Origin of the sequence: Pseudomonas sp. MM211 (assembly GCF_020386635.1) — a bacterium.
Lineage (GTDB): Bacteria > Pseudomonadota > Gammaproteobacteria > Pseudomonadales > Pseudomonadaceae > Aquipseudomonas.
On sequence record NZ_CP081942.1, the window covers coordinates 3,800,892 to 3,824,945 of the forward strand.

The window sequence follows — 24,054 nt, forward strand, 5'->3', positions numbered from 1 at the left end:
ATATTCCTTTTAGCTTCAAGCTTCGAGCTCAGGCGCAGACACGTGCCCTGTAAGGCTCGTCATCTGCAACCTGCAGCTACGTTTAGATGTCCAGCAGCAGACGAGCTGGGTCTTCCAGCAGGTTCTTGATGGTCACCAGGAAAGTCACGGCTTCTTTGCCGTCGATCAGGCGGTGATCGTAGGACAGTGCCAGGTACATCATCGGGCGAATCACCACTTGGCCGTTAACGGCAACCGGGCGCTGGATGATGTTGTGCATACCAAGGATCGCAGCCTGCGGCGGGTTGACGATCGGCGTCGACATCATCGAGCCGAAGGTGCCGCCGTTGGTGATGGTGAAGGTACCGCCAGTCATCTCTTCGATGGACAGTTTGCCGTCACGGGCTTTCTTGCCGTAAGCAGCGATACCGGCTTCGATGTCGGCCAGGCCCATCAGTTCAGCGTTACGCAGTACCGGCACGACCAGACCACGGTCACTGGAAACGGCTACGCCGATATCCTGGTAGCCATGGTAAACGATGTCGTTGCCATCGATCGAGGCGTTGACTGCCGGCAGACGCTTCAGCGCCTCGGTAGCAGCCTTGACGAAGAAGGACATGAAGCCCAGACGAGTGCCGTTGTGGGCTTTCTCGAACTGATCCTTGTAACGCGAACGCAGCGCCATGATCTCGGACATGTCGACTTCGTTGAACGTGGTCAGCATGGCCATGTTCGACTGAGCTTCGACCAGACGGCGAGCAACGGTGGCACGTACACGAGTCATCGGTACGCGCTTCTCGGTGCGGTCGCCAGCAGCTGCGACAACCGGAGCAGCGGCAGCTGCAGCGGGCTTGGCAGCAGGAGCGGCAGCCGGCGCGTTCTTCTTGGCTTCGACAGCGGCAACCACGTCTTCCTTGGTGACGCGACCGCCTTTGCCGGAACCGCTGATGCTGTTCGGGTCGATGCCATTTTCTTCAGCCAGCTTGCGAGCGGCAGGCGACAGGATCTGGTCGTCGCCAGCGGCGGCAGGTGCAGCGGCCTGAGCCGGAGCAGCAGCGGCTTGTGCAGGTGCAGCAGCCGGAGCGGCAGCGCCGCCTTCGGTCAGTTTGCCCAGTACTTCGTTGCTCAGTACGGTGTCGCCTTCGTTCTTGACGATTTCAGCAATAACACCATCGGCCTCGGCCAGTACTTCGATCACAACCTTGTCGGTTTCGATGTCGACGATCAGCTCATCACGCTTGACCGCTTCACCCGGCTTCTTGTGCCAGGTTGCCACGGTGCCGTCGGCGACCGATTCGGGAAATGTAGGGGCTTTGATCTCGATAGCCATTGTGTTCTGTTCCTTAAATTCGGTTTGTTCGAAGAGGTAGCCCCCAATTGAGCTACCTCCTTCGCGATGGCATTAAACGGTGAAGGCATCCTGCAGCAGTTTTTCCTGCTGTTCGGCGTGCATCGAAGCGTAACCACAAGCCGGAGCAGCCGAGGCATCACGACCAGCATACTCGAGCACCAAGGCTTTCTTGTGTGCCGTGGCAGCACGACGCATGTGGTGCTGGCTGCAATACCAGGCGCCCTGGTTCATCGGCTCTTCCTGACACCAGACGATGTGCTTGAGATTCTTGTACGGAGCAAGAACTTCGGCCAGGTCGTCTTCCGGGAACGGATAGAGCTGCTCGAGACGCACGATGGCGATATCTTCGCGGCCTTCGGCACGGCGCTTCTCCAGCAGGTCGTAGTAGACCTTGCCGCTGCACAGCACCAGACGCTCGACCTTTTTCGGATCGACTGCATCGATTTCCGGGATAACGGTCTGGAACGAACCTTCGGCCAGATCTTCCAGGGTCGACACGGCCAGCTTGTGGCGCAGCAGCGACTTCGGCGTCAGCACGACCAGCGGCTTGCGCAGCGGGCGAATGACCTGACGACGCAGCAGGTGGTAGATCTGCGCCGGCGTGGTCGGAACGGCAACCTGGATGTTGTGCTCAGCGCACAGCTGCAGGTAACGCTCCAGGCGTGCCGAGGAGTGCTCCGGCCCCTGCCCTTCATAACCGTGCGGCAGCAACATGGTCAGACCGCACAGACGGCCCCACTTGGTTTCGCCGCTGGAAATGAACTGATCGAACACCACCTGAGCGCCGTTGGCGAAATCGCCGAACTGAGCTTCCCAGATCACCAGCGCGTTCGGCGTGGTGGTGGCGTAGCCGTATTCGAATGCCAGTACCGCTTCTTCCGACAGGAAGGAGTCGTACAGGTCGAAACGCGGCTGACCTTCGTACAGGTTCTGCAGGGGAAGGTAGGCGCTGCCATCCTTCTGGTTGTGCAGTTGCGCGTGGCGGTGCGAGAAGGTGCCACGGCCCACGTCCTGACCGGTGATGCGGATCGGATGGCCTTCGACGAGCAGGGTCGCGTACGCCATGGTCTCAGCGTAACCCCAATTCAGCGGCAAGCCGCCTGCGCCCATCTTGGCGCGATCTTCGTAGATCTTGCCGACCTGACGCTGAACGACGAAGCCGTCCGGGGTTTCCAGCAGTTTGCTGGACAGATCCTGCAGGGTCTTCAGATCGAAGCGGGTGTCGTGACGCGCAGTCCAGGCATGACCCAGGTATGGGCGCCAATCGACGAACAATTCCTTGTTCGGCTCCTTGACCAGGCTCTTGACCACGTGCTGACCGTTGTCCAGTGCAGTGCGGTACTCGTCGACCGGCGCTTGCACGGCTTCTGCCGATAGGCGACCGGCATTGGTCAGCGCTTCGGCATACAGCTCACGCGTAGTGCGCTGCTTGGCGATCTGCTGATACATCAGCGGCTGAGTACCACTTGGCTCGTCGGCCTCGTTGTGACCACGGCGGCGGTAGCAGACCAGGTCGATGACCACGTCACGCTTGTACTGCATACGGTAGTCGACAGCCAATTGGGTGACGAACAACACGGCTTCCGGATCATCGCCATTCACATGGAAGATCGGCGCCTGGATCATCTTGGCAACGTCGGTGGAGTACTCGGTAGAGCGCGCATCGTCAGCACGGTTGGTGGTGAAGCCAACTTGGTTGTTGATGACGATGTGGATGGTGCCGCCCGTCTTGTAAGCACGGGTCTGCGACATCTGGAAGGTTTCCATGACCACGCCCTGACCGGCGAATGCCGCGTCACCGTGGAGGGAAATCGGCAGAACCTTGTCGCCCACCACGTCGCTGCGACGATCCTGACGAGCACGCACCGAACCTTCGACCACCGGAGAAACGATCTCCAGGTGAGACGGGTTGAACGCCAACGCCAGGTGCACTTCGCCACCCGAAGTCATCACGTTCGAGGAGAAACCCTGGTGATACTTGACGTCACCGGAGCTCAGGCCTTCGACCTTCTTGCCTTCGAACTCGTCGAACAGGTCGCGCGGGTTCTTGCCGAAGGTGTTGACCAAGACGTTCAGACGGCCACGGTGGGCCATGCCGATGACGATTTCCTTGGTGCCGTAGGAACCGCTGCGCTGGATGATTTCATCGAGCAGCGGGATCAGGCTCTCGCCACCTTCCAGACCAAAGCGCTTGGTACCTGGGTATTTGGTGCCCAGATATTTTTCCAGACCTTCAGCGGCAGTCAGGCGCTCGAGCAGATGACTTTGTGCCTCGGCGGAGATCTGAGGACGACCACGTACGCTTTCCAGACGCTGCTGGAACCAGCTGCGCTGCTCGGAATCGGTGATGTGGGTGAACTCGGAGCCGATGGTGCGACAATATGTCTGCTGCAAAGCATCGCGGATTTCCCGCAAAGTAGCTTCTTCTTTGCCGATTGCCAGACCACCCGTGCGGAAGGTGGTGTCCAGATCCGCGTCGGTAAGGCTGTAATGGCTGATCGACAGATCAGCAGGAACAGAACGCTGCCACAGCCCAAGCGGATCGAGCTGAGCCGCCTGGTGGCCACGCATGCGGAATGCCTGAATCAACCGCAACACTTCGACCTGCTTCTTCTCGTGTTCGCTGCTCACCGTTCCAGCTGATGCTGGCTGAGCACGACGCTGGTTTTTGGCCAGCAACACGAAATGATCACGAATCGTAGAGTGCGATACGTCATTGGCGGTACTGCCTTCAGACGGCAACTTATCGAAATAAGTGCGCCACTCATCCGGCACGGCGTTGGGATCGTGCAGGTAGAGCTCATAGAGCTCTTCCACGTAGGCAGCGTTACCACCGGATAGGTGGGCACTGTCCCACATGCGCTGCATCACGCTTTCTTGCATGCTTGGTCACCCTCGGTAAGGGGACACCACCGGCGAGGACACCGACTGGCTTTCGAAGTCATGGAACAGCGACTCGAAAAAGCCACCAAGAATCCCGCAGATAGTCCGGGCACCAGCCCGAATGCCCCTGCTGGTCGTCATATTTGTCATTTAGGTACGTCGGCGGCTAGACCGACGCCCTGGCGATACTGCAGCACCGACATGAAGTCGGTGCGGCAGGCGTTACGGGTCAAGCTAAAGAACAGTGAATCAGGTACCGCTCTGCAGCAGCATGTTACGAACGTGACCGATTGCCTTGGTCGGGTTCAACCCTTTGGGGCATACGTTCACGCAGTTCATGATGCCGCGGCAGCGGAACACACTGAATGGATCATCCAAAGACGCCAATCGTTCCGCGGTCTTGGTATCACGGCTGTCAGCCAGAAAGCGATAAGCTTGCAACAGCGCGGCTGGGCCCAGGAATTTATCCGGGTTCCACCAGAACGACGGGCAGCTGGTCGAACAGCAAGCGCACAGGATGCACTCGTACAGACCATCCAGCTTCTCGCGCTCTTGCGGCGTCTGCAGGCGCTCGATAGCAGGCGCCGGCGTATCGTTCTGCAGGAACGGCTGCACCTTCTCGTACTGCTTGTAGAAGATGCTCATATCGACCACCAGGTCACGAATGACCGGCAGGCCGGGCAGCGGACGGATCACCAGCTTATTGCCTTTGACCACGCTGGAGATCGGCGTAACGCAGGCCAGACCGTTCTTGCCGCTGATGTTCATGCCATCAGAACCGCATACGCCTTCACGGCAGGAACGACGGTAGGAGAAGCCTTCGTCCTGTTCCTTGATCAAGGCCAGCACGTCGAGCACCATCAGGTCCTTGCCGTCGATCTCGACGTCGAATTCCTGCATGAAGGGCGCTTTGTCCGCTTCTGGGTTGTAGCGATAAACGCTGACTTTCAAGCTTTTGCCAAGAGACATGGTAGCCACCCTTAATAAGTACGAACTTTGGGTTCAAACGCCGGGACCGTCTTCGGCGAGAAGTTCACGTCACGCTTGGTCACGCGCTTCTCACCTGGGAAGTACAGGCTGTGGCACAACCAGTTGGTGTCGTCACGATCCTCGTAGTCTTCACGGGCGTGTGCGCCGCGGGACTCGGTACGGGTATCGGCGGCGATAGCAGTGGCTTCGGCGACTTCCAGCAGGTTCTGCAGCTCCAGCGCTTCGATACGCGCGGTGTTGAAGGCCTGGCTCTTGTCGGAGATCTTGACGTTGGCGATGCGCTCGCGCAGATCGGCCAACTGAGTGATGCCCTTCTTCATGTATTCGCCGGTACGGAATACGCCGAAGTAGTTCTGCATGCACTGCTGCAGCTCTTTACGCAGCGGTGCGACTTCTTCGCCCGCGCTGCGCTCGTTGACACCAGACAGACGCTTGAGCGACAGCTCGATATCAGTCTCGCTGGCACCACGGACTTCCACGCCTTCTTTCAGCGCTTTTTCCAGGTGCAGGCCAGCGGCGCGGCCGAATACCACCAGGTCGAGCAGCGAGTTGCCGCCCAAGCGGTTGGCGCCGTGCACCGATACGCAAGCCACTTCGCCCACGGCGAACAGACCGTCGATGATGCGGTCGACGCCGTTGGCGTCCTGGGTGATCGCCTGACCATGAATGTTGGTGGCAACGCCGCCCATCATGTAGTGGCAGGTCGGAATGACCGGAACAGGCGCAACGACCGGGTCAACGTGTGCGAAGGTCTTGGACAGTTCGCAGATGCCTGGCAGACGGCTGTGCAGTACTTCCTCACCGAGGTGATCGAGCTTCAGCAGTACGTGATCCTTGTCAGGGCCACAGCCGTTACCGGCGATGACTTCCTTGACCATGGAACGGGCCACTACGTCACGACCTGCGAGGCCCTTGGCGTTGGGCGCATAACGCTCCATGAAACGCTCGCCATGGGCGTTGATCAGGTAACCACCTTCACCACGGCAGCCTTCGGTAACCAGTACACCGGCGCCGGCGATACCGGTCGGGTGGAACTGCCACATTTCGATGTCCTGCACCGGCACGCCTGCACGCAGCGCCATGCCTACACCGTCACCGGTGTTGATCAGAGCGTTGGTGGTGGAAGCGTAGATACGGCCAGCACCGCCAGTGGCCAGAACCACGGCCTTGGAGCGGATGTAAACGGTTTCACCGGTTTCGATGCAGATGGCGATGACGCCAACTACGGCGCCGTCCTGGTTCTTGACCAGATCGACCGCGTACCACTCGTTGAGGAACGAAGTGCCGGCTTTCAGGTTGGCCTGATACAGGGTGTGCAGCAGTGCGTGACCGGTACGGTCGGCAGCAGCGCAGGTACGGGCAGCCTGAGTCGGGTTATCCGGGCCTTTGGACTGGCCACCGAACGGACGCTGATAGATGCGGCCCTGCTCGGTACGGGAGAACGGCAGCCCCATGTGCTCGAGTTCGAATACAGCTTCAGGGCCTACGGAACACATGTACTCGATCGCGTCCTGGTCACCGATATAGTCGGAGCCTTTGACGGTGTCGTACATGTGCCAACGCCAGTCATCGTTCGGATCGTTCGATGCAATGGCACAGGTGATGCCGCCCTGAGCAGATACAGTGTGGGAACGGGTCGGGAAGACCTTGGTGACCACAGCAGTCTTGTGGCCGCCCTGCGCCAGCTGCAATGCAGCGCGCATGCCGGCACCACCACCACCAACGATGATGGCGTCATAGGAAAGAGTACGGATGCTAGTCATGAATCAGAAACCCCAAAGAATCTGCACGCCCCAGACGAAAAACACGAACATGGCGATGCCACACGTGGCCTGGAACAGAAAACGCACAACGGTTGCCCACTTACCCAGCGCGGTTTGCGTCAGGTAGTCAGTGGAAATCGTCCACATGCCAACCCAGGCGTGAATACCCAGCGCGACAAGCGTCAGCATGCTGAAAATGCGCATTGCACTATTGGAGAAAAGACCATGCCATTCGGCGTAGCCCATACCTGGATTCAGGAGGATGTAGCCCAACAGAAACAGGACATAAGCCGCAAGAACGACCGCAGAAACACGTTGCGCCATCCAATCATAGAGGCCCGAACGTGAGAAATTAGTGACATTAGTTACCATATCCACACCCCCAGCAGCACGATCACGATCGTCGATACGACGAGTACGATTTTGGAACCCAGCTTGCCGCCTTCCAGCGTCTCACCGACTCCAGCATCCATGATCAAGTGGCGCACACCGGCCACCAGGTGGTACAGCAAAGCGGACAGCAGTCCCCAGATCACGAACTTGGCCAGCGGGCTGGTCAAGCATTCTTTCACCTGGGCGAAGCCCTCTTCCGATGACAGCGATTTGTCGAGCCCGAACAGCAGCACGGCAATGCCGAAGAAAAGGATCACGCCGGATATACGGTGAAGAATGGACGTGTAAGCGGTGACTGGGAGCTTTATCGTCCGAAGGTCTAAGTTTACAGGTCGTTGGCTATTCACGGCTTTATTATCACACTGAGAGCCCCAGCTATCAGGGCTGAGTTGTCGGGAAGCGCACTGGTCAGGTACCCATCACCCAAGAAGTGACAACTACCAGAATCCGGGCTGTAAGGCCCTTGGCAGTCGGGCGCAGAGTATAGACAGTTAGGTCACTAATGACAACGCGGACACCTCGACCTTCTACCGATTGCGTCAACCTCAAAATTGGCGTAAAAGGCCGCGCCCTTTTGTCGCAGGTAGTGCACTCAAACCCTTCTATTGCCTGGGTTTTCGCAAATTGACTTTCAGATTCATAACACTATAGTGGTGCGGGCCCTGCGTGGGGGGCCGACTGATGATTCCAAGCATAACTAGGAGGCCAAACATGGCTGACAAAAAAGCGCAGTTGATCATCGAGGGCGCAGCCCCCGTCGACCTGCCCGTTTTATCCGGCACCGTTGGCCCAGATGTGATCGACGTGCGGGGCCTGACCGCCACGGGCAACTTCACCTTCGACCCCGGCTTTATGTCGACCGCCTCGTGCGAGTCGAAGATCACCTATATTGATGGTGACAAAGGCATCCTGCTGCACCGCGGCTACCCAATCGAGCAACTTGCCGAGAAAGCCGACTACCTGGATACCTGCTACCTGCTGCTCAATGGCGAGCTGCCCAACGAAGAGCAGAAAGCTGCTTTCGTCAGCACCATCAAGAACCACACCATGGTTCACGAACAACTGAAGACCTTCTTCAACGGTTTTCGTCGTGACGCCCACCCGATGGCCGTCATGTGTGGCGTAGTTGGCGCCCTCTCCGCCTTCTATCATGACTCCCTGGACATCAAGAACCCGCAGCACCGCGACATTTCCGCGATGCGACTGGTTGCCAAGATGCCGACCATCGCAGCCATGGTGTACAAGTACTCCAAAGGCGAGCCGATGATGTACCCGCGTAACGACCTGAGCTACGCGGAAAACTTCCTGCACATGATGTTCAACACGCCGTGCGAAACCAAGCCGATCAGCCCCGTGCTGGCCAAGGCGATGGACAAGATTTTCATCCTGCACGCCGATCACGAACAGAACGCCTCCACCTCCACCGTGCGCCTGGCAGGCTCCTCGGGTGCCAACCCGTTCGCCTGTATCGCTGCTGGTATCGCTGCGCTTTGGGGCCCGGCTCACGGCGGCGCCAACGAAGCCGTTCTGGCCATGCTGGACGAGATCGGTGATGTATCGAACATCGACAAGTTCATCGCCAAGGCCAAGGACAAGGACGACCCGTTCAAGCTCATGGGCTTCGGGCACCGCGTCTACAAGAACTTCGATCCACGCGCTCAGGTCATGAAGCAGACCTGCGACGAAGTACTGGCCGAGCTGGGTATCAATGACCCGCAGCTGGAACTGGCGATGAAGCTCGACGAAATTGCCCGTAACGATCCTTACTTCAAGGAACGTAACCTGTACCCGAACGTCGACTTCTACTCGGGCATCATCCTCAAGGCCATCGGCATTCCGACCAGCATGTTCACCGTGATCTTCGCCCTGGCGCGTACCGTCGGCTGGATCTCGCACTGGAAAGAAATGCTCTCCAGCCCGTACAAGATTGGCCGCCCGCGCCAGCTGTACACCGGCCCGACCAAGCGCGATATCAAGTAATTCGCTTGCGTTGAGCAGCCTGTGACATGAAAGCCCATATCTACGGATATGGGCTTTTTCATTTCTACCCCGGCCGCTCAGGCCTTATCATGGCGCCCTGTTTCCACAACCGGGCCGCTCATGAAATTCGCCATTGCCCTGTTTTCTCCACCCTCGGCACCCTCCTCCCGTCGCGCCCTGCGTTTTGCCGAAGCGGCGCTGCAAGGCGGCCATGAGATCGTGCGCCTGTTCTTCTACGCCGATGGCGTGCACAGCGCCTCGGGTAACGTCGTCAGCCCCCAGGATGAAACCGACATCGCTCGCCAATGGCGGGAATTTATCGACGCCCAGCAACTCGACGGAGTGGTATGCATCGCTGCTGCTCTGCGCCGTGGCGTACTCGATGAGCAGGAAGCGCGCCGCTACGAGCGCCAGGCGGCCAATCTGCCGGCGCCCTGGGTGCTCTCTGGCCTGGGCCAATTGCACGAGGCGGCGCAACTGGCCGACCGCCTGATCTGTTTCGGAGGCGATTGACGTGAGCCGCTCATTGCTAATCATCAGCCGCCAGGCCCCTTGGCAGGGTTCGGGTGCCCGCGAGGCCCTGGATATCGCCCTGGCTGGCGGCGCCTTCGATCTACCCATCTGCCTGCTGTTTCTCGATGATGGCGTACTGCAGCTGGCCCCAGGGCAAAAATCCCAGGCCGTGCAACAGAAGGATCTGACCGCCAATCTGCAGGCGCTGCCGATGTTCGGTGTCGAATCGCTGTACGCTTGCAGTTACAGCTTGCAACAACGTGGCCTGAGTGAAACTTCGCTGGAGGTCGAACGCCTGGACAGCGCCGGACTGCGCGACCTCATCGACCGTTACGACCAAGTGATCACCCTCTGATGACGACCCTGCACGTTGTATCCAGCTCCCCGTTCAGCGATGACCGCCTGAGCAGCTGCCTGCGCCTGCTGGGCAGCGGCGACGGCCTGCTGCTTTGTGGCGATGCCACCTATGCAAGCCAGCCCGGCACGTTGCACGCCGAATCACTGAGCGCCCTGGGCGATGGGATTGCTCTGTTCGCCATGGAAGAAGACATCCAGGCTCGCGGCCTGCAGCCTGCCAGCGGCCTGCAGCAGATCGACTATCCAGGCTTCGTCGCCCTCGCCATACGCTTCGACAAGGTCAACAGCTGGTTATGAGCACGCTGATCGTCAACGAACGCACCATCGAACTGGACAAGGACGGCTACCTGCTCGACCTGCAGGATTGGTCCGCTGAGGTCGCCGCGGCCCTGGCAGAGCGCGAAGCCCTGCAGATGAGCGACGAGCACTGGGAAATCCTCACCCTGCTGCGCGCGTTCTATGATGAGTTCCAGCTGTCACCGGCCAATCGCCCGCTGATCAAGTACGTCGCCCTCAAGCTGGGCGCGGATAAAGGCAACAGCCTGCACCTCAATCGCCTGTTCAATGGCACTCCTGCCAAACTCGCCGCCAAACTGGCGGGCCTGCCCAAGCCCACGAATTGCCTATGAACCTGATTACCCCAGCCGAACACCCTTTCGCCCCTATCGTGCGCATTCTCGGCAAGGGCAAGCGCGGTGCGCGCAACCTGACCCGCGAGGAAGCCCGTGAGGCCATGGGCATGATTCTCGACGACAAGGTCGAAGACACCCAGCTTGGCGCCTTTCTCATGCTCTTGCGCCACAAGGAGGAAAGCGCCGAGGAGATGGCGGGCTTCACCGAAGCGGTACGTGCCCGCCTGCCTGCACCGGCCATCGCCGTCGACTTCGACTGGCCCACCTACGCCGGTAAGAAACGCCACTTGCCCTGGTTCCTGCTGGCCGCCAAAGCCCTGGCCAACAGCGGCCTGCGCATCTTCATGCATGGCGGCGGCGCACACACGGCCGGGCGCCTGTACAGCGAGCAGTTACTTGGCGAACTGGCGATACCGCTGTGCCATAACTGGGATGAGGTCGCGCTGAGCCTGAATCAACAGAACCTGGCCTTCATGCCCCTGGGCGATTGGGCGCCGGCCCTGCAGCGCATGATCGACCTGCGCAACGTGCTCGGTCTGCGCTCGCCGATCCACTCCCTGGCACGCATTCTCAACCCGCTGGGTGCGCGATGCGCCCTGCAGAGCATCTTCCATCCTGGCTACCAGGCCGTGCACCGCGAGGCCAGCCAGTTGCTGGGCGATCACGCCATCGTGGTCAAGGGCGATGGCGGCGAGATCGAGCTCAACCCGGACGCTATCTGCCATTTGTACGGCACCGAGGGCGGCGTGAATTGGGACGAGGACTGGCCGATGCTCTCCGAGCGCCGGCATGTCAAACCCGAGCGCCTGGATTCGGCCCACCTGCGCGCTGTATGGCAGGGTGAAGCCGACGATGCCTACGGTCAGCTGGCGATCATCGCCACCATGGCCCTGGCATTACGCGGCCTGGGCATGAGCCGCGAAGACGCCTTCGAGGATGCGCGCAGGCGCTGGCAGGCACGCCACCTATCGAGCTAGCCGATTCGTTGAACCCGGTTTTTATATCTTCTGTCGATAGCTGACTGGGTAGACTCCAGCCACTAGATGACCGGGAGTAAAAGATATGGGCTTGCTGATCGAAGGCCAATGGCACGACCAATGGTATGACACCGGCGCCGGTGGCCGCTTCAAGCGAGAAAATGCCCAACGGCGCAACTGGATCACCGCCGATGGAGCGCCCGGCCCGACAGGCGAAGGTGGCTTCGCTGCCGAAGCTGGCCGCTATCACCTCTATGTATCCCTGGCTTGTCCGTGGGCTCACCGCACGCTGATCCTGCGTACCCTCAAGGGGCTCGACGCGCTGATCGACGTGTCGGTAGTGAGCTGGTTGATGCGCGAAAACGGCTGGACGTTCGATCACGAACACGGCTCCAGTGGTGACGCCCTGGATGATTTCGCCTTCCTGTACCAGCGCTATACCAGTGACGACCCTGATTACACCGGGCGGGTTACCGTGCCACTGGTGTGGGACAAACAGCAGCAGCGCATCGTCAGCAACGAGTCGGCGGAGATCATCCGCATGTTCAACTCGGCCTTCGACGGGCTGACCGACAATCACCTGGACTTCTACCCGCAGGCTTTACGCGCCGATATCGATGCGCTCAATGCGCGCATCTATCCAAGCGTCAACAATGGTGTCTACCGCGCCGGTTTCGCCACCACCCAGGCGGCTTATGAAGAGGCCTTCGACGAGCTGTTCAGCGAGCTGTCAGTGCTGGAAACCCGCCTCGGGCAAGCGCGCTATCTGACTGGCGAGTACCTGACCGAAGCCGATTGGCGGCTGTTCACTACCCTGGTGCGCTTCGATGCCGTGTACCACGGCCACTTCAAGTGCAACCTGCGGCGTATCGTCGACTATCCGAACCTGAGCAACTGGCTGCGCGAGCTCTACCAGTGGCCAGGCGTGGCGGCGACCGTTGATATGTGGCACATCCAGCACCACTACTACGCCAGCCACCAGACCATCAACCCGACCGGTGTCGTGCCCAAAGGGCCCGCGCTCGACCTGGACGACGCACACGACCGCGAACGCCTGGACGGCAAAGGCATCTGGTTACGGAGCTGAGGCCTTGTCGCCGATCAACTCCACCGCGCTCAAGCGATCTGCCTGGGCCTGATCGATTGCGTCCATGAACTGGTCGGCCGGCGCTGGCCGACCAAGCAGGAAACCCTGCAGCGAATCGCAGCCCAGATTGGTCAGAAAGTCCTGCTGGCTGGCCGTCTCCACACCTTCGGCGACGATGCGCAGGTTCAGCGCCTGGCCCAGAGCAACGATGGCGGAAATGATCGCCGCATCATCGCTGTCACGCTCCAGCTCGCTGACGAAGCCACGGTCGATTTTCAGCTCGTTGGCGGGCAGGCGCTTGAGGTACAGCAGACTGGAGTAGCCCGTACCAAAGTCGTCGATGGAAATGTCCACGCCCATGTCGGAGAGTTGCTGCAACACCCGCATGCTGGCGTCCGCATCGCTCATGGCGGTGCTTTCAGTGATTTCCAGCGTCAGGCAGTTGGCTGGCAAGGCATACTCGTCCAGGGCGCTGGCCACGCTTTCCACCAGCCCTGCGTGGCAGAACTGCAGAGCCGACAGGTTCACTGCCATGCGCCAGTGGCTGTAGCCCAGGGCATACCACTGCTGCATCTGCTGGCACGCCTGGCGGATCACCCATTCACCGATGGGGATGATCAGCCCGGTACGCTCGGCCAACGCAATGAAAGAGTCGGGCGGTAACAGGCCGCGCACCGGATGCTGCCAGCGAAGCAAGGCTTCCGCGCCCACCGGCTGTCCGTTACTGGCGTCGAACTTGGGCTGGTAGTGCAGGACGAACTCATCTCGCGACAAAGCTGCCCGCAGGTCGTGCAACAACTGCAACTGGTTGCGCGCATTGGTGTTCATCGACGCTTCAAAAAAACTGTAATCGTTCTTGCCTGCACGCTTGGCGTGGTACATGGCCGCATCGGCGTTTCTCAGCAGCTCCTGCTGATCGAGGCCGTCCCCTGGATACAGGGCGATGCCTACGCTGGTCGATATCCGCAACTCATGATCGCCCACCACGAATGGCTGGGCCAACAGAGAAACGACCTGCCCGGCGATAGTCGCCGCATCGTCACGTTCGCTCAGTTCGGCAAGCAACACGAACTCGTCGCCGCCTACCCGCGCCAAGGTGTCCTGAGCCCGCAGGCTCTCGCGCAAGCGCTGGCCGACCTCGCGCAGCAGCAGGTCACCGACGTGATGCCCAAAGGCGTCATTGACCGGCTTGAATCCGTCAAGATCGAGGAACATGAGCACGAAATGCCCGCCATTTCGCTGAATCTTGCGCATGCTCTGATCGATGCGGTCCTCCAGCAGCAGGCGATTGGGCAAACGGGTCAGGTTGTCGTGCAGGGCCAACATCGTCAGCTCCTGATTGGCCTCGGCCAGGGAGCTGCTCAATGTCGCCGTACGGGCCTCGAGGCGAGCGTCCAGCACCGAAGTAAGCAAGGCGATCGCCAGCACCGCCAGGGTCACGATGATGATCAGGCTGGCCAGCCAGCCGGTGTCCAGCCCGCTGTTCGCTGCGCCACAGTAACTGCCCGCGGGAAAACTGGCGGCGGCCATGCCGGTGTAGTGCATGCCGACGATGGCGAAGCCCATGATCACCGCTGCCCCGCCTCGCGCCAGACGCACGTAAGGCGTCTGCCGGCGCAACCGGAACGCGATCCACAGTGCTGCGGCGGATGCCAGAACGGCAATCAGCAGAGACAGCGCGAACAGCAGCGGATCGTAGTCGATGCCCGGCTCCATCATCAGCGCCTGCATACCGATGTAGTGCATGGCGCTTATGCCTGCGCCCATCACCAGCGCGCCGAGCAGCCAGTGCCAGACCGGCATGCTCGGCTGACTGACCAGCCACAGCGCGAAGCCCGAAGCGAGCATGGCGATAGCCAACGACAACAGCGTGATAGCGAGGTCGTAACCCAGGGGGATGGGCAGGCTGAAGGCAAGCATGCCGACGAAGTGCATCGACCAGATGCCGATGCCCATGGCCAGCGCGCCGCCGCCGATCCAGAGCGCTGCCGCAGTGCCTTTGGCGGTGCTGGTGCGGCCGGCCAGATCGAGCGCAGTGTAGGAAGCGAGGATCGCTACACACAGAGAAATGAAAACCAGGGAAAGATCGTAGCTACCCGTCAACATCGCAACTCTCGATAAAAACCGGCCTATTGTCCTCGACAAGTCACCTGCAGCCGGATAAGTACCTCTCGGACACCGATGCGCGGGCAAGCCGCAAACTATAGCAAAGCTGGCAATCCCCTATCACGCAATAATAGCCAGTGGCTTGTATGCGCTAGTCGCCGCCATCGGGCGATCGCTCAGCCTCCCAGCCACCACCGAGTGCGGTGATCAGTTGTACGCTGGCGGTCAAGCGGCTACCGAGCAGCGTCAGGCTGCTGCGTTCGTTGCTCAGCGCCGTGGCCTGCACGTTGACCACGCTGTTGTAGTCCACGGTGCCGGCGCGATACTGGTTTTCGATCAGGCGCAGGGATTCACGCGCGGCATCCAGCGCTTGCGACTGCACCTCGGCCTCGCGGCCCAGTACGCTCTGCTGCACCAGGTAATCCTCGACCTCGCGGAAGCTGTCGAGCACGGCCTGACGATATTGCGCGACGGTCTGGTCGTAGGCTGCCTCGACCCGCTCACTTTCGGCGCTGCGGCGCCCGCCATCGAACAGCGTCAGGGCCAGCTGCGGCCCCACCGACCAGAAACGATTGGGCAGGTTGACCCAGTCGGCGAAACTGCTGCCACGGTAGCCACCGCTGGCGGACAGGGTCAGATCCGGGAACCAGGCCGCCTTGGCCACGCCGATCTCGGCATTCGCGGCGATCACCCGGCGCTCGGCCGCAGCGACGTCAGGCCGACGCTCCAGCATCTGCGACGGCACGCTCGCCGGCACCTGCGGCAACGTCGGCAGACTTTCCCGGCGGGCGATGCTCACGTCACTCGGTGGTACGCCGATCAGCACGGCAATCGCATGTTCGAGCTGCGCGCGCTGCCATTGCAGGTCGATGGCCTGGGCCTCGGTGCTGCGCAGCTGAGTCAGCGCCTGGGCGACGTCTGAGCGCGGCACGATGCCGGCGCGGTACTGGTTTTCGGTGAGACGCAGCGAACGCTGGTACGCCGCCACTGTGGCATCCAGCAGGCGCTGCTGCTCATCAAGTACACGCAATTGCAGGTAGCTCTGTACCAGCTCGGATTGCAGGCTCAGACGCACTGCGGCGAGATCTGCCGCGCTGGCTTCGAAGGCCGCGCGATTGGACTCCAGACCACGACGCAGCTTGCCCCACACATCCAGCTCCCAGCTGGCGTTGAGGCTCAGGTCGTAGTTCTTCGAGATGCTCGCCGAGTTGGTCCCGCCGATGGCAATACCGTCGGAGGTACGCAGCGTACTGTCGCCACCGCCCTGCCCGGCACGGGTCATTCCGGCACTGGTCGACAGGGTCGGGAAGAATGCCGCGCGGCCGCTGCGCAGCAGAGCGCGGGCCTGGCGATACTGGGCTTCGGAGGCGGCCAGGTTCTGGTTGGAGACGTTCAGGCGCCCGACCAGCGCGTTGAGTTCGCCATCGCCATACAGCTCCCACCAGGTGCCGCGCTCCAGCGCGTCGGCGGGCACTGCAGCCTTCCAGCCTTCGGCCTGCTTGAACTGCGCCGGCGTGTTGATTTCCGGGCGCTGATAATCCGGGCCGATAGCGCAGCCGGCCAGGGCGACGCTAAGCGCCAACAGGCTTAGGGTACGGCGGGTTGCATGAGTCATAGAGGCGTTTCCAAAGCGGCATCGGTACGCACGCCACGCCAGCGGTTGACCCGGTGGCGCAGGCGATCGAGATAGAGATAGACCACCGGAGTGGTGTAGAGCGTGAGGATCTGGCTGAGGATCAGGCCGCCAACGATGGTGATGCCCAGCGGCTGGCGCATTTCCGAGCCCTCGGCGCTGCCGAGCATCAGCGGCAAGGCGCCGAGCAACGCCGCCAAGGTGGTCATCATGATCGGTCGGAAACGCAGCAGGCAGGCGCGCCGGATCGAATCGGCCGGGCTCAGGTGCTCGTTACGTTCAAGCTGCAGCGCTAGGTCGACCATCAAGATGGCGTTCTTCTTCACCACACCGATCAGCAGGAACAGCCCCAGTAGCGAGATCAGGCTGAATTCGGTATTGAGCAGCTGCAGAGCGAGCAAGGCGCCAACGCCGGCCGACGGCAGCGTCGAAAGGATGGTCAGCGGGTGCACGTAACTCTCGTAGAGAATGCCGAGCACGATGTACACCACCACCAGTGACATCAGGATCATCCAGGGCTGGTTCTTCTGCGTCTGCTGGAAGGCTCCGCCGGTGCCACCCAGTACACCCTGCACCTCGGTGGGCAGGCTGATGAGCGCCACGGCGCGGTCGATGGCAACGGTCGCCTGGTCGAGGCTGACGCCCTCCGCCAGGGAGAAACCGATGTTCTCCACCGCGAACTGGCCCTGATGGCTGATGCGGTCGTCTTCGAGACTGCGCTCCCAGTGCGCGATGGCCGACAGTGGAACCTTGGCGCCGTCTGTGGTGATCAGCTGGATCTGCGCCAGGGCTTCGGGGCTCTGGGCATAGCGCGGATTGATCTCCATGACCACGCTGTACTGGTTGAGGCTGTCGTAGATGGTGGAAATCTGCCGCTGGCTGAAGGCGTTGTTGAGCACGCCGGTCACCAGGCTCATGTCGATGCCCAGGCGTTTGGCTTCGTCACGGTCGACCACCAGGCGAATCTGCGGCGCGCCACCGTCTTCGCTGGCATCGATATCGGTCAGTTCGGGCAAGGCTCGCAGCGCCTCACGAACCTTCGGCAGCCACTCGCGCAGGGCATCGAGGTCGCCCGACATCAGCATGTATTCGTTTTCCGAACTGCGCCCCTGGCGCCCGCCAACCTGCAGGTCCTGATCGGGCATGAGGAACATCCGCCCGCCAGGAATCTTCGGGGCATTCTTGCGCAGGCGATCGATCACCTGCTGCGCCGACAGGTCGCGCTCGTTCAGCGGTTTGAGGCGCACGATCATGATCGCGTTGTTGATGCCGCTGCTACCGCCAATGAAGCCGGCCACGCTATCCACGGCCGGGTCGGCCAGAATCGAACGACGATAGGCTTCCATCTTCGGCTGCATGACCTGGAACGACAGCCCGTTGTCACCGCGAATGAAGCCCATCAACTGCCCGGTATCCTGCTGCGGCATGAAGGTCTTCGGGATGCTGACGAACAGGAACACGTTCAGCGCGATGGTCGCGAACAGGCTGATCAGCATCAACAGGGAATGGCGCAGCGCCCAGTCCAGGCTGCGTTCATAGCCACGCATCACCCGCGCGCCCAAGGCCTGCAGGCGCCCTGCCTGGTGTTCTTCGCGCTTGGGCTCGGGCTTCAGCCAGCGCGCGCAAAGCATCGGCGTGAGCGTCAGCGATACCAGCAGGGAAATCACGATGGCCACCGCCAGCGTGATGGAGAACTCGCGGAACAGCCGCTCGACCAGCCCACCCATGAACAGGATGGAGAGGAACACCGCCACCAGCGAGACGTTCATCGACAACAGCGTGAAGCCCACCTCGCGAGAACCCTTGAAGGCCGCCGCCATGGGCGTTTCGCCCGCCTCGATATGCCGGGAAATGTTTTCCAGCACGACGATGGCGTCGTCCACCACCAGGCCGGTGGCGATGATCAGGGCCATCAACGACAGGTTGTTCAGCGAGAAACCCAACAGGTACATCGCCGCGAACGAGCCGACCAGCGATACCGGCACCGCCAACGCGGGAATCAGCGCTGAACGCCAGCGTCCGAGGAAGGCAAAGACCACCAGGATCACCAGCGCCACGGCGATCAACAGGGTGTGTTCGGCTTCCTTGAGGGTGGCGCGGATCACCGGCGAGCGATCCATCGCCACTTCCAGGTCGGCGCTGGCCGGGATCACCCCGCGCAATTCGGGCAGCAGGGCACGAATACCGGCGACGGTTTCGATGATGTTCGCCCCGCTCTGCCGGTTCACCACCACCAGAACGGCCTGTTTGTCGTTATAGAAACCGCTGTTGTAGCGATCCTGCACGCCATCGGTGACCTGAGCGACATCACCCAGGCGGATCGCCGCACCGTCCTGGTAGCGGATGATCATCGGCTCGTAATCGGCGGCGCGCTCCAACTGGTCATTGGCCTGCACCTGCCAGTGACGCTGCTCGTCTTCGACGGCACCCTTGGGTCGCTTGGCGTTGCCCGCGGCGATGGTCGCACGCACGTCGTCCAGCGCCACGCCATATTGATCCAGCAGGCGCGGCTCCAGCGCCACTCGCACGGCGGGCAGCGAGCTGCCGCCGATCTGTACTTCACCGACGCCGCTGATCTGCGACAGTTTCTGGCCGACGATGGTCGAGGCGACGTCATACAGCTGGCCCTTGTCGAGCACCGTTGAGGTCAGCGACAGCACCATGATCGGCGCCTGGGACGGATTGATCTTGCGGTAGGTGGGCATGCTGCGCATGCCGCTCGGCAGCAGCTCGCGGGAGGCGTTGATCGCCGCCTGCACTTCCCGCGCCGCGGCGTTGATATCGCGGTCCAGATCGAACTCGATCATGATCCGCGTACTGCCCTGGCTGCTATTGCTGTTCATCTGGCTGACGCCGGCGATGGCGCCCAGCGAGCGCTCCAGCGGCGTGGCCACCGTAGCCGCCATCACCTGCGGGCTGGCACCGGGCAGGCTGGCCTGCACGGTGATCACCGGAAAATCCATGTTCGGCAGCGGCGCTACCGGCAGCAGACCGAAGCTGACGCCACCGAGCAGCATGATCGCCAGGCTCAGCAGCAGGGTCGCGACCGGACGGCGGATGAAGGGTGCCGAAAGGTTCATGCGGTCGGCACGCCTGCCGCACTGCGGCCACTGACTCGCCGCGCCAGGCGGTCGAAGTACAGGTAGATCACCGGCGTGGTGAACAGGGTGAGCACCTGGCTGAGCAGCAGGCCGCCAACCATCACCAGACCCAGCGGCTGACGCAGCTCGGCGCCCGAGCCCGACGCCAGCATCAACGGAATGGCGCCGAACAGCGCCGCCAGGGTGGTCATCAGAATCGGCCGGAAACGCAGCAGCGCCGCCTGGTAGATCGCATCGTGAGGCGTCATGCCCTGGTGCCGCTCCGCCTCGAGGGCGAAGTCGATCATCATGATGGCGTTCTTCTTGACGATACCGATCAGCAGGATGATGCCGATGATCGCGATCAGCCCAAGATCGTTGCCCGTCAACAGCAGCGCCAGCAAGGCACCGACCCCGGCCGACGGCAGCGTGGAGAGAATGGTGATCGGGTGGATGTAGCTCTCGTAGAGCACGCCGAGCACGATGTACATGGTGACGATGGCCGCCAGGATCAGCAGCAACGTGGACGACAGCGAAGCGCGGAAGGCCTCGGCGGCGCCCTGGAAGTTCACCTGTACGCTGACCGGCATCTGGATGTCCTGCTGCACCTGCTCGATCACCGCCACCGCATCGCCCAGGGCTACGCCAGGGCTGAGGTTGAACGACAGCGTGGCCGCCGGAAACTGACCGATATGGTTGATCAGCAGGCTCGCCGCACGCTCCTCGACCTGGGCCAGGGACGACAGCGGCACCTGACCGCCTTCGGAGGTGGCAACGTGAATCTGGCGCAGGGCCGCCGGGCCGATGCTGCCGCCATCGGCGCTTTCCAGCACCACGCGATACTGGCTGGCCTGGGTGTAGATGGTGGAGATCTGGCGCTGGCCAAAGGCGTCGTAGAGCGCATCGTCGATCGCCGCCACACTGACGCCGAGACGCCCGGCCAGGTCGCGATCGATCTTCAGATACGCCTGCAGGCCACGGCTCTGCAGGTCGCTGTTGACGTCACTGAGCTCGGGTTGCTGACGCAGCGCCTCGACCAGCTTGTTCGACCAGGTTTCCAGCATCTCGGGGTCGGGAGACTCGACGCTGAACTGGAACTGGGTACGGCTGACCCGATCCTCGATGGAGAGATCCTGAACCGGCTGCATGAACAGCTCGATACCACTCAGTTTGGCCAGTTCCGGGCGCAGCCGCTCGATCACCTGGGCGGCGCTGAGGTCACGCTCGGCATGGGGCTTGAGGTTGATCAGCATGCGCCCGCTGTTCAGGGTCGGATTGTCACCGTCCACACCAATATAGGAAGACAGGCTGGCGACCGCCGGATCCTTGAGGATCACGTCAGCCAGGCGTTGCTGGCGTTCGCTCATGGCCGAGAAGGAGATCGACTGCGGCGCCTCGGAAATGCCCTGGATCACCCCGGTATCCTGCACCGGGAAAAAGCCCTTGGGCACGGCCAGGTAGAGAACCACGGTGAGCGCCATGGTGCCGATGGCCACCAGCAGGGTCAGCGGCTGGTGGCGTAGCACCCAGCGTAGGCCGACCGAATAGCGTTCGATCATGCGATCGATGACCGCGCCGCTGGCCTTGTAGAAACGCCCCTGCTCCGCTTCTGGCTCGTGCCTGAGCAGGCGCGCGCACATCATCGGCGTCAGGGTCAGGGAAATCACCAGAGAAATGAGGATGGCCACCGCCAGGGTGATGGCGAATTCGCGGAACAGCCGCCCCACTACATCGGCCATGAATAGCAGCGGGATCAGCACGGCGATCAGCGACAGGGTCAGCGACACCAGGGTGAAACCGATCTGCCTGGCGCCCTTGAGGGCGGCGTTGAACGGTGTTTCACCCTCCTCGAGATGACGGGCGATGTTCTCCAGCATGACGATGGCATCGTCCACCACGAAACCGGTGGCGATGGTCAGCGCCATCAGCGTCAGGTTGTTGATCGTGAAGCCGGCCAGGTACATCACGCCGAAGGTACCGATCAGCGACAGCGGCACCACCACCGAGGGAATCAGCGTCGCCGACACCTTGCGCAGGAACAGGAAGGTGACCATCACCACCAGGGCGATGGCCAGCATCAGCTCGTGCTGCACATCGCGCACTGCAGCACGGATGGTCTGGGTTCGGTCGGTGAGCACCGTCACCTCGACGCTGGCCGGCAGGCCCTGGGTCAGGTTGGGTAGCAGGGTCTGGATGCGATCCACCACGTCGATGACGTTGGCACCGGGCTGGCGTTGCACGTTGACCAGCACCGCCGCATTGCGATTGGCCCAGGCGGCAAGGCGCTGGTTTTCCGCACCATCGACGATCGACGCGACATCACGCAGGCGCAGCGCGCCGCCATTGGCGTAGGTGAGGATCAGGTCGCGGTATTCGTCGGCCGATTGCAGCTGGTCGTTGGCATCGAGCTGGGTAACCCGGGTCGGGCCATCGAAGTTGCCCTTGGGCTGATTGACGTTGCTGGCGTTGATCAGCGTGCGCACGTCGGACAGATTGAGGCCATAGGCGGCCAGGGCCTCGGGATTGACGCGAATGCGCACCGCCGGGCGCTGGCCACCAGCCAGGGAGACCAGGCCGACGCCGGTGGTCTGCGCCAGTTTCTGCGCCAGCCGGGTGTCGACCAAATCGTTGACCTGGGGCAGCGGCAGCTCTTTGGAGGTCACCGCCAGGGTCAGTACCGGGGTGTCGGCCGGGTTGACCTTGTTGTACACCGGCGGCGCCGGCAAATCGTTGGGCAGCAGGTTGGTGGCGCCGTTGATCGCCGCTTGCACTTCCTGCTCGGCCACATCCAGCTGCACTTCCAGATTGAAGCGCAGGGTGATCACCGAAGCGCCACCGGAACTGGTCGACGACATCTGCTGCAGCCCAGCCATCTGGCCGAACTGGCGCTCCAGTGGCGCCGTCACCGCGCTGGTCATCACATCCGGACTGGCACCGGGGTAAAGGGTCATCACCCGGATGGTGGGGTAATCGACCTCGGGCAGCGCAGAGACTGGCAGCAGACGGTACGCAATCACCCCACTGAGGAAGATCGCCAGCATGATCAGGGTGGTGGCGACCGGACGCAGGATGAACAGGCGGGAGACGTTCATGAAGCGCTACGCACCCGCGGTGCATTTTCCTCGGTGGCAGACGGCTCGCGAGTGCCCTCGCCGATCACTTCGACCTTGTTGCCGTCACGCAGGCGATCGGTGCCCTCGACCACCACACGCTCATCCGCCGCCACGCCTTCTTCGATCACCGAGAACTCGCCGTCGCTGGGGCCGACCTTGACCTGACGAACCTGCACCTTGTCTTCCCCGTCGATGGCGTAGACGAAGGTGCCGTTGGCGCCGAATTGCAGTGCAGCGACTGGCACCAGTAGCGCGTTCTGGCGCACCGAAACCTGCAGGCGGGTGTTCACGAACTGGTTGGGGAACAGCATTTCCTCGGCGTTCTCGAAACGCGCCTTGAGCTTGACCGTACCGGTGGTGGTGTCGATCTGGTTGTCCAGGCTCTCCAGCACACCGTCGGCCAGCTTGTTGTTGTCACCGCGATCCCAGGCTTGTACGACCAGCTCGCGGTCATTGCGCACCTGGGCCAGTACGGCCGGCAGTTCGGCCTCGGGCAGCGTGAAGGTGACCGAAATCGGCAGCGTCTGGGTGATGACCACGATGGGATCGGTGTCGCCGGAATTCACCAGGTTGCCCTGATCGACCTGACGGATACCCAGGCGGCCATCGATGGGCGCGCGCACCTTGGTGAAGTCCAGATTGAGTTTGGCTTCGGCCACCGAACCCTGGTTGTTCTGCAGCGTGCCACGGTACTGGTTGACCAGCGCTTCCTGGGTGTCCAGGGTCTGCCGGGCGATGGAATCTTCGGCGAACAGGCCGCGATACAGCGCCAGATCCTTCTCGGCGTTGCGCAGTTGTGCCTGGTTTTCCGCCAGCGTGCCCTGGGCCTGCTGCAGGGCTATCTCGAACGGTCGCGGGTCGATTTGCGCCAGCACGTCGCCGGCCTTGACCGGCTGCCCGTCCTTGAACAGCACCTTCACCAACTGCCCATCCACTCGGCTGCGCACATTGGCGGTGTTGTAGGCAGTGACCGTGCCCAGTGCTTTGAGAACGATGGGAAAGTCCCGCGATTCGACGTGGGCGATACGCACCGGCACGTTATTGAAGCCCCAGCCCATGTCGCCTTCAGGTGCTGGCTTGGCCGGCCAGAACCACCAGATCAGAACGATGACAGCCGCCAGCAGGAGCAAACCGATGAACCACTGACGTTTCGAGGATGGAGTACTGCGCGGTGTATTTACTTCGGACATGGGCCAATCGCTTCCTTGGGGAGCGTG

The 24,054-nt window shown here is 61.7% G+C and carries 18 protein-coding genes; 7 read left to right on the plus strand and 11 right to left on the minus strand.

All coding sequences use genetic code 11. The features are described 5' to 3' along the window. Window positions 1-82: 82 nt before the first annotated feature. The 6 genes from odhB to sdhC all read right to left on the minus strand — a co-directional run bounded on the left by odhB (window position 83) and on the right by sdhC (window position 7,706). Window positions 83-1,309, minus strand: a complete 1,227-nt coding sequence (gene odhB, locus K5Q02_RS17460; RefSeq protein WP_225832605.1) for a 2-oxoglutarate dehydrogenase complex dihydrolipoyllysine-residue succinyltransferase — start codon at window positions 1,307-1,309, stop codon at window positions 83-85. A gap of 72 nt (window positions 1,310-1,381) precedes the next feature. After that, window positions 1,382-4,213 (minus strand): 2-oxoglutarate dehydrogenase E1 component, encoded by a 2,832-nt coding sequence (locus tag K5Q02_RS17465; RefSeq protein ID WP_225832607.1) that lies wholly within the window; start codon window positions 4,211-4,213, stop codon window positions 1,382-1,384. A 249-nt stretch (window positions 4,214-4,462) separates the two neighbouring features. After that, window positions 4,463-5,182, minus strand: coding sequence for a succinate dehydrogenase iron-sulfur subunit (locus K5Q02_RS17470; RefSeq protein ID WP_225832609.1), 720 nt, complete (start codon window positions 5,180-5,182; stop codon window positions 4,463-4,465). 11 nt (window positions 5,183-5,193) lie between these two features. Continuing rightward, window positions 5,194-6,966 carry a succinate dehydrogenase flavoprotein subunit gene (gene sdhA, locus K5Q02_RS17475; RefSeq protein ID WP_225832610.1) on the minus strand — a complete coding sequence of 591 codons (1,773 nt, stop codon included), beginning with the start codon at window positions 6,964-6,966 and terminating at the stop codon, window positions 5,194-5,196. A gap of 3 nt (window positions 6,967-6,969) precedes the next feature. Continuing rightward, entirely contained in the window at window positions 6,970-7,338 is a 369-nt protein-coding gene (gene sdhD / locus K5Q02_RS17480; RefSeq protein ID WP_225832612.1) for a succinate dehydrogenase, hydrophobic membrane anchor protein, read from the minus strand. After that, the gene (gene sdhC, locus K5Q02_RS17485; RefSeq protein WP_225832614.1) at window positions 7,332-7,706 is read right to left on the minus strand and encodes a succinate dehydrogenase, cytochrome b556 subunit; all 375 of its coding nucleotides are present in this window, start codon (window positions 7,704-7,706) and stop codon (window positions 7,332-7,334) included. The genes sdhD and sdhC overlap by 7 nt, the downstream gene beginning before the upstream one ends. A gap of 364 nt (window positions 7,707-8,070) precedes the next feature. Here sdhC and gltA point away from each other — a divergent pair, with 364 nt between their 5' ends. From gltA to K5Q02_RS17520, 7 genes are all read left to right on the plus strand, one after another. After that, complete coding sequence (gltA, locus tag K5Q02_RS17490) at window positions 8,071-9,339, plus strand: citrate synthase (RefSeq protein ID WP_225832616.1); 1,269 nt, start codon at window positions 8,071-8,073, stop codon at window positions 9,337-9,339. Window positions 9,340-9,459: 120 nt separating this feature from the next. Then, entirely contained in the window at window positions 9,460-9,852 is a 393-nt protein-coding gene (tusD, locus tag K5Q02_RS17495) for a sulfurtransferase complex subunit TusD (RefSeq protein ID WP_225832618.1), read from the plus strand. Window position 9,853: 1 nt separating this feature from the next. After that, window positions 9,854-10,207, plus strand: a complete 354-nt coding sequence (gene tusC, locus K5Q02_RS17500) for a sulfurtransferase complex subunit TusC (RefSeq protein WP_225832620.1) — start codon at window positions 9,854-9,856, stop codon at window positions 10,205-10,207. Then, window positions 10,207-10,506: a sulfurtransferase complex subunit TusB gene (tusB, locus tag K5Q02_RS17505; protein WP_225832622.1), complete on the plus strand. Its 300-nt coding sequence runs from the start codon at window positions 10,207-10,209 to the stop codon at window positions 10,504-10,506. The genes tusC and tusB overlap by 1 nt, the downstream gene beginning before the upstream one ends. Next, on the plus strand, window positions 10,503-10,838 hold the full coding sequence (locus K5Q02_RS17510) for a TusE/DsrC/DsvC family sulfur relay protein (protein ID WP_225832624.1): 336 nt from the start codon (window positions 10,503-10,505) through the stop codon (window positions 10,836-10,838). Before tusB ends, K5Q02_RS17510 begins: the two co-directional genes overlap by 4 nt. After that, a complete protein-coding gene (locus K5Q02_RS17515; RefSeq protein WP_225832626.1) occupies window positions 10,835-11,818 on the plus strand; it encodes a glycosyl transferase family protein in 984 nt (327 codons plus the stop codon). Before K5Q02_RS17510 ends, K5Q02_RS17515 begins: the two co-directional genes overlap by 4 nt. 85 nt (window positions 11,819-11,903) lie before the next feature. Next, window positions 11,904-12,905 (plus strand): glutathione S-transferase family protein, encoded by a 1,002-nt coding sequence (locus tag K5Q02_RS17520; protein ID WP_225832628.1) that lies wholly within the window; start codon window positions 11,904-11,906, stop codon window positions 12,903-12,905. On the opposite strand, the gene K5Q02_RS17525 is transcribed toward K5Q02_RS17520, so the two are convergent. The 5 genes from K5Q02_RS17525 to K5Q02_RS17545 all read right to left on the minus strand — a co-directional run bounded on the left by K5Q02_RS17525 (window position 12,894) and on the right by K5Q02_RS17545 (window position 24,027). After that, window positions 12,894-15,011: a putative bifunctional diguanylate cyclase/phosphodiesterase gene (locus tag K5Q02_RS17525; protein WP_225832630.1), complete on the minus strand. Its 2,118-nt coding sequence runs from the start codon at window positions 15,009-15,011 to the stop codon at window positions 12,894-12,896. The two genes, K5Q02_RS17520 and K5Q02_RS17525, sit on opposite strands and share 12 nt — an antisense overlap. 151 nt (window positions 15,012-15,162) lie before the next feature. Next, window positions 15,163-16,626: an efflux transporter outer membrane subunit gene (locus K5Q02_RS17530; RefSeq protein WP_225832632.1), complete on the minus strand. Its 1,464-nt coding sequence runs from the start codon at window positions 16,624-16,626 to the stop codon at window positions 15,163-15,165. Beyond that, entirely contained in the window at window positions 16,623-19,724 is a 3,102-nt protein-coding gene (locus K5Q02_RS17535) for an efflux RND transporter permease subunit (RefSeq protein ID WP_225832634.1), read from the minus strand. The genes K5Q02_RS17530 and K5Q02_RS17535 overlap by 4 nt, the downstream gene beginning before the upstream one ends. Next, window positions 19,721-22,816, minus strand: coding sequence for an MdtB/MuxB family multidrug efflux RND transporter permease subunit (locus K5Q02_RS17540; RefSeq protein WP_225832636.1), 3,096 nt, complete (start codon window positions 22,814-22,816; stop codon window positions 19,721-19,723). The genes K5Q02_RS17535 and K5Q02_RS17540 overlap by 4 nt, the downstream gene beginning before the upstream one ends. After that, on the minus strand, window positions 22,813-24,027 hold the full coding sequence (locus tag K5Q02_RS17545) for an MdtA/MuxA family multidrug efflux RND transporter periplasmic adaptor subunit (protein ID WP_225832638.1): 1,215 nt from the start codon (window positions 24,025-24,027) through the stop codon (window positions 22,813-22,815). Before K5Q02_RS17545 ends, K5Q02_RS17540 begins: the two co-directional genes overlap by 4 nt. Window positions 24,028-24,054 lie beyond the last annotated feature (27 nt).